At 59.5% G+C, this 12,146-nt stretch carries 13 protein-coding genes and 3 tRNA genes; 13 read left to right on the forward strand and 3 right to left on the reverse strand.

The window, feature by feature from the left end:
• Positions 1-5 precede the first annotated feature (5 nt).
• Both BT199_RS06180 and ispH read left to right on the forward strand, forming a co-directional pair.
• Positions 6-443 (forward strand): FKBP-type peptidyl-prolyl cis-trans isomerase, encoded by a 438-nt coding sequence (locus BT199_RS06180; protein WP_169855857.1) that lies wholly within the window; start codon positions 6-8, stop codon positions 441-443.
• Between the two features lie 181 nt (positions 444-624).
• On the forward strand, positions 625-1,572 hold the full coding sequence (gene ispH / locus BT199_RS06185; protein ID WP_003188409.1) for a 4-hydroxy-3-methylbut-2-enyl diphosphate reductase: 948 nt from the start codon (positions 625-627) through the stop codon (positions 1,570-1,572).
• Here the strand turns inward: ispH and BT199_RS06190 are convergent.
• The gene (locus tag BT199_RS06190; protein WP_072434158.1) at positions 1,526-2,107 is read right to left on the reverse strand and encodes a GspH/FimT family pseudopilin; all 582 of its coding nucleotides are present in this window, start codon (positions 2,105-2,107) and stop codon (positions 1,526-1,528) included. The genes ispH and BT199_RS06190 overlap by 47 nt on opposite strands.
• Before the next feature lie 196 nt (positions 2,108-2,303).
• Between BT199_RS06190 and pilV the strand changes: the two genes are divergently transcribed.
• From pilV to thiO, 5 genes are read left to right on the forward strand one after another with little or no spacing between them, the layout of a single operon-like run.
• A complete protein-coding gene (pilV, locus tag BT199_RS06195; protein ID WP_058410765.1) occupies positions 2,304-2,786 on the forward strand; it encodes a type IV pilus modification protein PilV in 483 nt (160 codons plus the stop codon).
• The gene (locus BT199_RS06200) at positions 2,783-3,490 is read left to right on the forward strand and encodes a PilW family protein (RefSeq protein ID WP_014716862.1); all 708 of its coding nucleotides are present in this window, start codon (positions 2,783-2,785) and stop codon (positions 3,488-3,490) included. The genes pilV and BT199_RS06200 overlap by 4 nt, the downstream gene beginning before the upstream one ends.
• A 5-nt stretch (positions 3,491-3,495) precedes the next feature.
• Positions 3,496-4,026, forward strand: coding sequence for a pilus assembly PilX family protein (locus BT199_RS06205; RefSeq protein ID WP_072434159.1), 531 nt, complete (start codon positions 3,496-3,498; stop codon positions 4,024-4,026).
• Positions 4,027-4,037: 11 nt separating this feature from the next.
• Positions 4,038-4,442, forward strand: coding sequence for a type IV pilin protein (locus BT199_RS06210; RefSeq protein ID WP_072434160.1), 405 nt, complete (start codon positions 4,038-4,040; stop codon positions 4,440-4,442).
• A gap of 59 nt (positions 4,443-4,501) precedes the next feature.
• On the forward strand, positions 4,502-5,611 hold the full coding sequence (gene thiO, locus BT199_RS06215; protein ID WP_072434161.1) for a glycine oxidase ThiO: 1,110 nt from the start codon (positions 4,502-4,504) through the stop codon (positions 5,609-5,611).
• On the opposite strand, the gene BT199_RS06220 is transcribed toward thiO, so the two are convergent.
• The gene (locus BT199_RS06220) at positions 5,598-5,831 is read right to left on the reverse strand and encodes a PP0621 family protein (RefSeq protein ID WP_014716865.1); all 234 of its coding nucleotides are present in this window, start codon (positions 5,829-5,831) and stop codon (positions 5,598-5,600) included. The two genes, thiO and BT199_RS06220, sit on opposite strands and share 14 nt — an antisense overlap.
• Positions 5,832-5,958: 127 nt before the next feature.
• Complete coding sequence (locus tag BT199_RS06225; RefSeq protein ID WP_003188421.1) at positions 5,959-6,984, reverse strand: outer membrane protein assembly factor BamD; 1,026 nt, start codon at positions 6,982-6,984, stop codon at positions 5,959-5,961.
• 149 nt (positions 6,985-7,133) lie between these two features.
• Here BT199_RS06225 and rluD point away from each other — a divergent pair, with 149 nt between their 5' ends.
• The 6 genes from rluD to BT199_RS06255 all read left to right on the forward strand — a co-directional run bounded on the left by rluD (position 7,134) and on the right by BT199_RS06255 (position 12,056).
• Positions 7,134-8,096, forward strand: a complete 963-nt coding sequence (gene rluD, locus BT199_RS06230; RefSeq protein WP_003188422.1) for a 23S rRNA pseudouridine(1911/1915/1917) synthase RluD — start codon at positions 7,134-7,136, stop codon at positions 8,094-8,096.
• Positions 8,093-8,818 (forward strand): peptidoglycan editing factor PgeF, encoded by a 726-nt coding sequence (gene pgeF, locus BT199_RS06235; protein ID WP_072434162.1) that lies wholly within the window; start codon positions 8,093-8,095, stop codon positions 8,816-8,818. Before rluD ends, pgeF begins: the two co-directional genes overlap by 4 nt.
• Positions 8,819-8,953: 135 nt before the next feature.
• On the forward strand, positions 8,954-11,518 hold the full coding sequence (gene clpB / locus BT199_RS06240; RefSeq protein ID WP_014716867.1) for an ATP-dependent chaperone ClpB: 2,565 nt from the start codon (positions 8,954-8,956) through the stop codon (positions 11,516-11,518).
• A 295-nt stretch (positions 11,519-11,813) separates the two neighbouring features.
• Positions 11,814-11,889, forward strand: a tRNA-Asn gene (locus BT199_RS06245).
• Positions 11,890-11,898: 9 nt separating this feature from the next.
• A tRNA-Pro gene (locus BT199_RS06250) sits at positions 11,899-11,975 on the forward strand.
• A gap of 5 nt (positions 11,976-11,980) precedes the next feature.
• A tRNA-Lys gene (locus BT199_RS06255) sits at positions 11,981-12,056 on the forward strand.
• Positions 12,057-12,146 lie beyond the last annotated feature (90 nt).

Below are 12,146 nucleotides of genomic sequence, written 5' to 3' on the forward strand. Positions count from 1 at the left end.
AGGTATTGGCTGAGCAACGCATCGGCCAGAACACGGAAGTCACTTTGCATTTCGCATTGCGCCTGGAAAATGGCGACACGGTCGACAGCACCTTCGACAAAGCCCCGGCGACCTTCAAGGTTGGCGACGGTAACCTGCTGCCTGGTTTTGAAGCGGCATTGTTCGGGTTCAAGGCGGGCGACAAGCGCAACCTGCAGATCCTGCCGGAAAACGCTTTCGGCCAACCCAACCCGCAAAACGTGCAGATCATCCCGCGTTCGCAGTTCGAAGGTATGGACCTGTCGGAAGGTTTGCTGGTGATCTTCAATGATGCGGCCAATACCGAATTGCCCGGTGTGGTTAAAGCCTTCGATGATGCGCAAGTGACCATCGATTTCAACCATCCGTTGGCCGGTAAAACCTTGACGTTTGATGTTGAAATCATCGACGTTAAAGCGCTCTAACTGACGAAACCGGTTCCTGTGGGGCTGGCTTGTGTGGGAGCTGGCTTGCCTGCGATAGCATCACCTAGGTGTATCTGATACATCGAGTCGTTTGCATCGCGGGCAAGCCCGCTCCCACAGATGCTTATTCTATAGAGCTGAGTTGATCCAATTTCTTGGCCTGCAAGGCACGAGGCACAGCATGCAAATCAAACTCGCCAACCCCCGTGGCTTCTGCGCTGGCGTGGACCGGGCGATCGAAATCGTCAACCGCGCCCTGGAGGTCTTCGGGCCGCCGATTTATGTGCGCCACGAAGTCGTGCATAACAAGTTCGTGGTCGAAGACCTGCGCGCACGCGGTGCGATCTTTGTCGAAGAACTCGATCAGGTACCCGACGACGTTATCGTCATCTTCAGTGCCCATGGCGTGTCCCAGGCCGTGCGTACCGAAGCGGCTGGCCGTGGCCTTAAAGTGTTCGATGCCACCTGCCCGCTGGTGACCAAGGTGCACATCGAGGTGGCCCGTTATAGCCGCGACGGTCGCGAATGCATCCTGATCGGCCATGCCGGTCACCCGGAGGTCGAAGGCACCATGGGCCAGTACGACGCCAGCAACGGCGGCGCCATCTACCTGGTGGAAGACGAAAAAGACGTTGCCAACTTGCAGGTACACAACCCTGATCGTCTGGCTTTCGTCACCCAGACCACCTTGTCCATGGACGATACCAGCCGCGTCATCGACGCCCTGCGCACGCGGTTTCCTGCTATTGGCGGCCCCCGCAAGGATGACATCTGCTACGCCACGCAAAACCGCCAGGATGCGGTCAAGCAACTGGCGGACGAATGCGATGTAGTGCTGGTGGTCGGCAGCCCTAACAGTTCCAACTCCAACCGCCTGCGCGAGCTGGCCGAGCGCATGGCCACACCGGCGTACCTGATCGACGGCGCCGAAGACATGCAGCGCAGCTGGTTCGACGGTGTCGAGCGTATCGGCATCACGGCGGGCGCCTCCGCTCCGGAAGTACTGGTGCGCGGTGTGATCCAACAGTTGCAAGCCTGGGGTGCCACCGGCGCCGATGAGCTGGCGGGCCGTGAAGAAAACATCACGTTCTCCATGCCCAAGGAACTGCGGGTCCGCTCGCTGCTCTGACGGCCAGGGTGCTGGAATAGCCTCGGCATAATGCCTGTTCGGTCTTGTCACTGCGCAGGCTGATGCGCCCGCTGGGGGCCAGCACGATCTGATACAGGCTCTGTGCCTGGTCCTTGTCACACACATGTACGGTGCCGGCACGAAATCCCCCGCCGGCAAACACCGGCTCCCCCAGGCCGCTGAAGCGCACCTGGCTCGTAACCGGGCCATTCCCGGCCACCGACACGCGCCCATTGCCCTCGCGCTCCAGCAATACTGGATCGTCGTCATCCAGGTGGCCGCGCCCACTCACATCCAGTATCACGCGCCATCCCAGGCTCCAGTCCTCGTCCTTTGCATGAATGACCACCGCCCGGTTGCGCGCGATGGCCTCGGTGCGTGCGTAGCGCAGCCCGGAGGCGAGTGCTTGGGCCGCGTTTTGTCGTTGTTGCGATTCAAGCAAGCCCTTGAAACCGGGTACGGCCAGTTGCGCGAGAAAACTGGTGACGATCAGCCCCAGCAGCATTTCAATCAGGGTGAATCCTTTTTGTTTCATGTGCGTTCCCTCCATGGGCACGAGTGGGTTTTCTAGGTATAGCGCTTGGTCCTTGGCGCTGGATGATGGCCTTTATGTCCAAAGTATTTCCCTTTGTTCCGGGAGCAGCGCCGCTCGAAAACCGACGCTAGTCTTGGGTCGCACAGCAGGCCTTGCCTGCTTTTTTCTCCGGCCTTCGACATGGATGACGACGGAAATGCCTGCCTGCCAGAACCGATTCCTGCGCGTTGCGCACTTGCGCCAATCCGGCATGACACTGGTCGAGGTGCTGGTCGCGCTGTTGATTTTGGCGATCGGCCTGATGGGCGCTGCGGTGCTGCAACTCAACGCGCTCAAGTACACCAACAGCGCCAGGATGACCAGCCAAGCCAGTTTTATTGCCTACGACATGCTCGACCGCATTCGCAGCAATGCTGGCGCCGATTACACATGGGGCCGGGCGGAGCTGGCGCCACCCAGCATTGCCACCGCCAGCGTACGTGACCTGGACCTGCACGATTTCGAAGCCAATATCATGGGTTTTGCCGGCGAGGATGCCAAAGGATCAGTGGTGGTGAACGGGCACGAGGTCACCATCAGCATCAGTTGGGCGGATGCTCGGGCAGCAAATCGCCCTGGGGCGCGGGAAACCTTCACCCTGACCAGTCGCATCAGCAATGAACAGGGAGTGTCGCAATGAAGCGTCTTGGGCGAGGTTTCAGCCTGGTGGAAGTGTTGCTGGCGCTCGCCATCGGGTTGGTCATGATACTGGGGGCAAGCCAGATACTGATCAGCTCGCGATTGACCCATGCCAGCCAGCAGGCCGCCATGGTGCTGCAGGATGATGCGCGCTTTGTGCTGAGCAAGATCACCCAGGATATTCGCCAGGCGGGCATGCTGGGGTGTTTGGCCGTGGCGGCTATCGACAATGCTCCGGTTGCCTTTGATCGGCCGATAAGCTGGGAAGCGGCAGGGAGTGCGAAGTCATTGACGCTGGTGACCGCGAATGTCGGCGATGGCGTCGGCAGGCCTGACTGGACAGTGTTGTCCGACTGCAAGGAGGCGGCCAGGGCTTATGCAGGCACGCCACCCGGCGCCGAGCCCGGCCAACTTCGTTTTGGCATACGCCAACTTACCTACACCTACGAATCGGGCCAGTTGAAGATCAGTACCCCGGCGGCGCCGGCCAGGGCGGTATTGATGGATAACGTAAGGGCATTCGACGTCAGCTTCGGCATGGCAGCCACCTCGGCATCAACAGTTGTGGAGCGCTATGACAGCCATCCCGCCGATGAGTCGCTGATACGTAGCGTGCGCATCCTCATGACCCTTCAAGACCCCGCTGGGCGGGTGAAGGACCAGACCTATAGTGTCGTGGCGGCACTGCGAAATCGGCTGGGGTAGGGGCAATGATCATGCATGGCGGCATTCATGTACGGCAGACCGGGATGGTGCTGCTGATCAGTCTGGTGTTCCTGTTGGTGCTGTCGCAAGTGGGACTGTCATCAATACAGGCTGCGGTCTCCCAGCAAAAAGTCGCGAGCAGCCTGTGGCATCGCAATCAATCGTTTCAATCTGCCGAAAGCGGCCTGAGATTGGGGGAGTCGACCGTGCAAAAGGTTGGCCAGGCGATGCCTGTCTGCCACTCGATCATCCGTTGTGCGCCGCCTGCTGAAGCGTCTTCCTTGACGGCGGCCGGGACGAACCCGGTCTCGGCGGTCACCTGGCTCGCCTTGAAGGATGGGTTTTATGGCATTCAATCTCTTGGGGAAGGTGCAGGGCTTGCTCATTTACCCCCCCAAACCTTAGGCACACTTTTTCGTGTCACCTCGGTCGGCCTCGCGGGGCAATCGCGCACGGTGCTGGAGACGGTCTATGCCCGTGTAGAGGAGGGCGGCCGCGTCAAGTTTCGACGGGTCTTATGGCGGCAACTTCAATAAGGAGCAATCGGATGGGCAAGGAGAGCCAGGGTTTTACCCTAATTGAGTTACTGATCGTCGTGGCGATCATCGCGTTGCTGGCCGGGATTGCGTATCCCGGGTACCTCAGCCAGGTGAAGAAGGCGTATCGGGCGCAGATCGTCGCGTTGTTGAGCGAACAGGCCCAGCACCTGGAGCGTTCTTATACGAGGAATGGCACTTTTATTGATGCAGGCGACGTCAGCGCGGGCAATGATCATTATAGAATCAGTGCCGTCCTCAACCCTCAGGATTTTGACCTGCTCGCCACACCCGCTGCGGACTCGGTCATGGCGAACGACGCGTGCGCAGCATTCAGCTTGACCAGCACCGGTATGCGCGGCAACCCGGGAGCAGGGCCTGAAATGTCGCCCAAGGTCTGCTGGGGGCAAGGATGAGCGTACTTGAAGCGTGGGCGCCGGGCGCGCCTTTCCCTGTTTATCGGCTGGATCAAATGATGGCTAAGCAACAGCAAGTGGTGATTGTCGGCGGCGGAGTAATCGGGCTGTTGACGGCGTACAACCTCGCCAGTGAGGGCCAGGCGATCACGCTGCTGGAGCGCGGTGGGCTTGGGCAAGAGTCTTCCTGGGCGGGCGGTGGGATTGTCTCGCCGTTGTACCCGTGGCGCTATAGCCAGGCGGTCACTGCCTTGGCCCATTGGTCCCAGGATTTTTACCCGCAACTGGCGCAACGGCTGTTTGCAGCGACCGGCGTCGATCCAGAGGTACATACCACGGGGTTGTATTGGCTCGACCTGGATGACGAAGCGCAAGCACTGGCCTGGGCTGCCCGTGAAGGGAGACCGTTGAGCAAGGTGGACGTATCTGCGGCCCATGACGCGGTGCCGGTGTTGGGGGGTGGCTATTCTCAGGCGATCTACATGGCCGATGTGGCCAACGTACGCAACCCGCGCCTGGTCAAATCACTGAAGGCGGCCCTGCTGGCGTTGCCGAACGTGACGATTTGCGAGCAATGCGATGTGTCGGGTTTTGTGCTCGGCGACGGCAGGGTGGTGGGTGTGAATACCGCTACGGGCCAGGTTTTGGGGGATCAGGTGGTGCTCGCGGCCGGCGCCTGGAGCGGACAAATGTTGGGTACGCTGGGCTTGGGGCTACCCGTGGAGCCGGTCAAAGGCCAAATGATCCTGTACAAATGCGCGTCCGACTTTTTATCCAGCATGGTCCTGGCCAAGGGGCGTTATGCGATTCCCCGGCGGGATGGGCACATCCTGATCGGCAGCACGTTGGAGCATGAAGGATTCGACAAGACGCCAACCGACACCGCGCTGGAAAGCCTCAAGGCGTCTGCGCTGGAACTGATTCCCGCCTTGGCGGACGCCGAGGTGGTCGGGCATTGGGCCGGTTTACGGCCTGGCTCCCCCGAAGGTATACCGTTTATCGGTGAGGTCCCTGGCTTCAAGGGGTTGTGGCTCAATTGCGGGCATTACCGCAATGGTCTGGTACTCGCACCGGCATCTTGCCAGTTGTTCACCGACTTGCTGCTGGCGCGGGCTCCGATCATCGATCCAGCGCCTTACGCCCCCGCAGGTCGCCTCAACGCTGAATAGACTTTGGCCCTTGTTCCAGATGCGCCTGGGTGCAGTACCATTCCTGGCGTGAACTCAGTGCGCGGTCCTGCGGCAGGTGCACGCCACAGTGGGCGCAACGCACCATCAGGGCCGCATCCGGTTCGGCAGGCCGTTGCTGATGGGAGGCATTTTTTTTGAATTTGCGCCAGAACCATACCGCGGCAGCAATGACGGCAATCCAGAACAGTAGACGAAGCATGATGGGCAGTTTCTCGACAAGGAATGCGCCAGTTTAGCCAAGGTGGTCACGGGCGCACAGGGCAATAAATACTCGCTCATAAAAAAGGGAGCTCCTTCAGAGCTCCCTTTTGCGTTGCGTCGAACAATCAGTCGAACACACCGAAGGTCATGTAGCTGAACCACGAGCGGTCCTGGTTGTTGCCCAGGGCTTGCGGCTCTTCTTCTTCGATCACGTCACCGTTCTCGTCGTGCGGCTTGAGATCCGAAGGAATAGCGTCCTTGGCGTCCTGGTACATCTTGATCACGTCCTGGTTGGCGCGAGTTTCACCCGGCGGCAGTGGTGGACGGGACTCGATCAGGCCCAGGGTGTACTTGCTCAGCCACGAACGGTTGTCCGCTTCGGCAACCTGAGGCACGAACTGGCCGTCTTTCAGGCTAGGGTGGTCGGGGTAGTTGAGCTTCAGGGTTTCCAGGCTGGTCGTCGCCAGTGTGTCCAGGTGCAGACGCTGGTAAGCCTCGGTCATCACGGCCAGGCCGTCACCCACGGACGGGGTTTCCTGGAAGTTTTCCACCACGTAGCGGCCACGGTTGGCGGCGGCCACATAAGCCTGACGGGTCAGGTAGTAGTGGGCCACGTGGATCTCGTACGAAGCCAGCAGGTTGCGCAAGTAGATCATGCGCTGCTTGGCGTCCGGCGCATAGCGGCTGTTGGGGTAGCGGCTGGTCAGCTGGGCGAACTCGTTATAGGAGTCGCGGGCAGCACCCGGGTCGCGCTTGGTCATGTCCAGCGGCAGGAAGCGCGCCAGCAGGCCAACATCCTGGTCGAACGAGGTCAGGCCCTTCATGTAGTAGGCGTAGTCCACGTTCGGGTGCTGCGGGTGCAGGCGGATGAAACGCTCGGCAGCGGACTTGGCAGCTTCCGGCTCGGCGTTCTTGTAGTTGGCGTAGATCAGCTCAAGCTGGGCCTGGTCGGCATAGCGGCCGAACGGGTAACGCGACTCCAATGCCTTCAGCTTCGCTGTGGCGCTGGTGAAGCTATTATTGTCCAAGTCTGTCTGAGCTTGCTGGTACAGCTCGACTTCGCTCAGGTTTTCGTCGACGACGTCCTTTGTTGACGAGCAAGCAGCAGTCATGGCGAGGATGGCGATCAGCAGCAGGTGTTTCACTTGCATGGCGGCTTGCGTCCCTATGACGGCCGCTGTCTTGGGCGGGGCCGTCCTGTTATGATGAGCGCCCCGTTGAAAGCCTCGGGGCAAAAGACGCCGTATTTAACCACAAGCGCGCAGCCGAAACCAAAGGCTACGCCACGCCTAGTCTGAGCATGTCCGATAAAATTGAACTTCGCGCAGAGGTGCCGTCCGAATTGGGCGGCCAACGCCTCGATCAAGTCGCCGCACAATTATTCGCTGAGCACTCGCGCTCGCGCCTTTCCGCCTGGATCAAAGACGGCCGCCTGACTGTGGATGGAGCGGTTATCCGCCCGCGAGACATAGTCCATGGCGGTGCGATTCTTGAGCTGACTGCCGAGCAGGAAGCCCAGGGAGAATGGGTTGCCCAGGACATCGAGCTGGATATCGTCTATGAAGACGACGACATCCTGGTCATCAACAAACCCGCAGGCCTGGTGGTTCACCCGGCCGCCGGGCACGCTGATGGCACCTTGCTCAATGCCCTGTTGCACCACGTGCCGGACATCATCAATGTGCCGCGCTGCGGCATCGTGCACCGTCTGGACAAGGACACCACCGGCCTTATGGTGGTGGCCAAGACCATTCAGGCGCAGACGCAACTGGTTACGCAATTGCAGAGCCGGAGCGTCAGCCGCATCTATGAGTGCATTGTGATCGGCGTCGTTGTGGCCGGTGGCAAAATCAACGCACCCATTGGTCGTCACGGCCAGCAGCGCCAGCGTATGGCGGTGATGGAAGGTGGCAAGCAGGCCGTCAGCCACTACCGTGTGCTGGAGCGTTTCCGTTCCCACACCCATGTGCGGGTCAAGCTGGAAACCGGGCGTACCCACCAGATTCGCGTGCACATGGCGCACATCAACTTCCCGTTGGTCGGCGACCCGGCCTACGGTGGCCGCTTCCGTATTCCGCCGGCGGCCAGCCAGACCATGGTTGAGTCGCTCAAGACGTTCCCGCGCCAGGCACTGCATGCACGCTTCCTGGAGCTGGATCATCCGACGAGCGGTAAGCGCATGAGCTGGGAATCGCCACTGCCAGACGATCTGGTCTGGCTGCTGTCGCTGCTCAAGCAAGATCGCGAGGCGTTTGTCGGATGAGTGACTGGCTGATACCTGACTGGCCCGCGCCGGCTCGGGTAAAAGCCTGCGTCACCACCCGCGCGGGCGGCGTCAGCCTGGCGCCGTTCGACAGCCTCAACCTGGGTGATCATGTCGAGGACAGCCTCGAGGCCGTCCTTGAGAATCGCCGTCGCCTGAGTGAGGCCTTCGATATCCAGCTTGCCTGGTTGCGTCAAGTCCACGGTACTCGCGTGGTTGAGGCCGATCCGGGCCGTACTGTCGAGGCTGACGGTAGTTGGACCAGCACCGCTGGCATCGCCTGCACAGCCATGACCGCTGATTGCCTGCCTGCGCTGTTCTGTGATCGAGCGGGCACCCGGGTTGCCGCAGCCCATGCCGGTTGGCGTGGTTTGGCGGCCGGCGTGCTGGAGGCCGCTTTCGAAAGCCTGGATAGCGCACCCGAAGACGTTCTGGTCTGGCTCGGCCCTGCCATAGGCCCACAAGCCTTTGAGGTCGGCCCGGAAGTGCGTGAGGTGTTCATGCAGCAACTGCCGGCCACCGCTGAAGCCTTTGTTCCCAGCCACAACCCTGGTAAGTACATGGCCGACATTTACCAGCTGGCGCGCCTGCGTCTGGCCGCGCGCGGTGTTAGCGCTGTGTATGGTGGCGGTTTGTGCACTGTGACCGACCCGCGTTTCTTTTCTTATCGCCGAAGCCCACATACGGGCCGATTCGCCTCCCTTATCTGGCTTGAACGCTAGACTGTCCTGATCTGTATCAACCGTCCGCCGCTTGAAACGCCCAGAATCCACCCCATCTATAAGGGTATCTGGCAGGTTTCTTCATTCAGGATGTGTTTGTTCATAGCTCCGGCCTGCTCAAAAGGAAGGTGACTAATGCGTATTGATCGTTTAACCAGCAAATTACAGTTGGCCTTGTCCGACTCTCAATCCTTGGCGGTGGGCCTCGACCACCCGGCCATTGAGCCTGCGCACTTGATGCAGGCACTCCTGGAACAGCAAGGTGGTTCTATCAAACCCTTGCTGATGCAGGTGGGCTTTGACGTTAACAGCCTGCGCAAGGAGTTGAGCAAAGAGCTCGACCAACTGCCGAAAATCCAGAATCCCACCGGTGACGTGAATATGTCCCAGGATCTGGCGCGCCTGCTCAACCAGGCCGACCGCCTGGCCCAGCAGAAAGGTGACCAGTTCATCTCCAGCGAACTGGTGCTGCTCGCCGCCATGGACGACAACAGCAAACTCGGCAAGTTGTTGCTGGGCCAGGGCGTGAGCAAAAAGGCCCTGGAAAACGCCATCAACAACCTGCGTGGCGGCGAAGCGGTGAACGACCCCAACCACGAGGAGTCGCGCCAGGCCCTGGACAAATACACCGTCGACCTGACCAAGCGTGCCGAAGAAGGCAAGCTGGACCCGGTGATTGGCCGTGACGACGAAATCCGTCGCACCATTCAGGTATTGCAACGTCGCACCAAGAACAACCCGGTGTTGATCGGTGAACCTGGCGTGGGTAAAACCGCGATTGCCGAGGGCCTGGCTCAGCGCATCATTAATGGTGAAGTGCCGGACGGCCTCAAAGGCAAGCGCCTGCTGTCTCTGGATATGGGCTCGCTGATTGCCGGAGCCAAGTTCCGGGGTGAGTTCGAAGAGCGCTTGAAATCCTTGCTTAACGAATTGTCGAAGCAGGAAGGGCAGATCATTCTGTTTATCGACGAATTGCACACCATGGTCGGCGCCGGTAAAGGCGAAGGCTCCATGGACGCCGGCAATATGCTCAAGCCCGCCTTGGCGCGGGGTGAGTTGCACTGCGTCGGTGCAACTACGCTTAACGAATACCGTCAGTACATCGAAAAGGACGCAGCCCTTGAGCGTCGCTTCCAGAAAGTTCTGGTGGAAGAACCCAGCGAAGAAGACACCATCGCGATCCTGCGGGGCCTGAAAGAGCGCTATGAGGTCCACCATAAGGTGGCTATTACCGACGGTGCGATCATCGCGGCGGCCAAGTTGAGCCACCGCTATATCACTGATCGTCAGTTGCCGGACAAGGCTATCGACCTGATCGACGAAGCGGCCAGCCGCATCCGTATGGAGATCGATTCCAAGCCGGAAGTGCTTGATCGCCTGGATCGGCGCCTGATTCAACTGAAAGTCGAATCCCAGGCGCTGAAGAAAGAAGAAGACGAAGCGGCCAAGAAGCGTCTGGAAAAACTCCAGGAAGAAATTGTTCGCCTGGAACGCGAGTATTCGGACCTCGAAGAAATCTGGACCTCGGAAAAAGCCGAAGTACAGGGTTCGGCGCAGATCCAGCAAAAGATCGAGCAGTCCCGTCAGGAACTCGAAGCGGCGCGCCGTAAAGGCGACCTGAACCGCATGGCCGAGTTGCAGTACGGGGTGATCCCGGACCTGGAGCGCAGCCTGCAGATGGTTGACCAGCACGGCAAGCCTGAGAACCAGTTGCTGCGCAGCAAGGTGACCGAGGAAGAAATTGCCGAAGTGGTCTCCAAGTGGACCGGTATTCCCGTGTCGAAGATGCTCGAAGGCGAGCGCGACAAGTTGCTGAAGATGGAAAGCCTGTTGCATCAGCGCGTCATCGGCCAGGAAGAGGCAGTGGTGGCGGTGTCCAACGCGGTACGGCGTTCCCGGGCAGGTTTGTCCGACCCGAACCGTCCAAGCGGCTCGTTCATGTTCCTCGGCCCAACCGGTGTGGGTAAGACCGAGTTGTGCAAGGCCCTGGCCGAGTTCCTCTTTGATACTGAAGAGGCCATGGTGCGGATCGATATGTCCGAATTCATGGAGAAACACTCGGTGGCTCGTCTGATCGGTGCGCCACCAGGCTATGTGGGTTACGAAGAGGGCGGTTATCTGACCGAAGCCGTACGGCGCAAGCCTTACTCGGTGATCCTGCTGGATGAGGTCGAGAAGGCGCACCCGGATGTGTTCAACATCTTGCTGCAGGTGTTGGAAGATGGTCGCTTGACGGACAGCCACGGGCGCACGGTGGACTTCCGCAATACGGTGATCGTGATGACCTCCAACCTGGGCTCGGCTCAGATCCAGGAATTGGTGGGTGATCGTGAAGCCCAGCGTGCGGCGGTGATGGATGCGTTGACCACGCACTTCCGTCCGGAATTCATCAACCGGGTCGACGAAGTGGTGATCTTCGAGCCTCTGGCGCGGGATCAGATCGCGGGCATTACCGAAATTCAGTTGGGCCGCCTGCGTAGCCGTCTGGCTGAGCGCGAGTTGGACCTGGAGTTGAGCAGCGAAGCGTTGGACAAGCTGATCGCGGTCGGTTACGACCCAGTGTATGGCGCACGGCCACTCAAACGTGCGATCCAGCGCTGGATCGAGAACCCACTGGCGCAGCTGATCCTGTCGGGCAGCTTTATGCCTGGCACCCGCGTCACGGCGACGGTGAAAGACGACGAAATCGTCTTCCATTAAGGCCTGCGCTTGGCGCAACCAGAGAAGGCCCCGCATTGCGGGGCCTTTTTTTTCGATAGGGCGTTGAACTGTAAGGCAAAGGCTTGTAAAGTGCGCCCCGCAGCAACGTCAGCCCACGGGTTTCTTCTCCCCAAGAAGAAATCAGAAAGAAGCGCAAATCATTGTCTTAAAAGCAATTTAAAGGGTTGACAGGGGTTTTTAAGATTGTAGAATAGCGCGCCTCAGAGACGCTAACGTAGCGATACGGACAGGGTCGAAGAGGAAGCAACACAGCAGTAACTTTGAAATATGTAGTTCCGTGATAGCTCAGTCGGTAGAGCAAATGACTGTTAATCATTGGGTCCCAGGTTCGAGTCCTGGTCACGGAGCCAATTTCAAACCGGGGTATAGCGCAGTCCGGTAGCGCGCCTGCTTTGGGAGCAGGATGTCGGGAGTTCGAATCCCCCTACCCCGACCATATTTGGGTCGTTAGCTCAGTTGGTAGAGCAGTTGGCTTTTAACCAATTGGTCGTAGGTTCGAATCCCACACGACCCACCATTTTTGAGACCAGTTAACGCTGGAATCGAATCTTAAGATCAGAGGCCAAAAGCGCTGATCGGAGAAGGCGACTGAAAGGTCGCCTTTTTA

Origin of the sequence: Pseudomonas sp. NFR02 (assembly GCF_900119375.1) — a bacterium.
Lineage (GTDB): Bacteria > Pseudomonadota > Gammaproteobacteria > Pseudomonadales > Pseudomonadaceae > Aquipseudomonas > Aquipseudomonas paracarnis.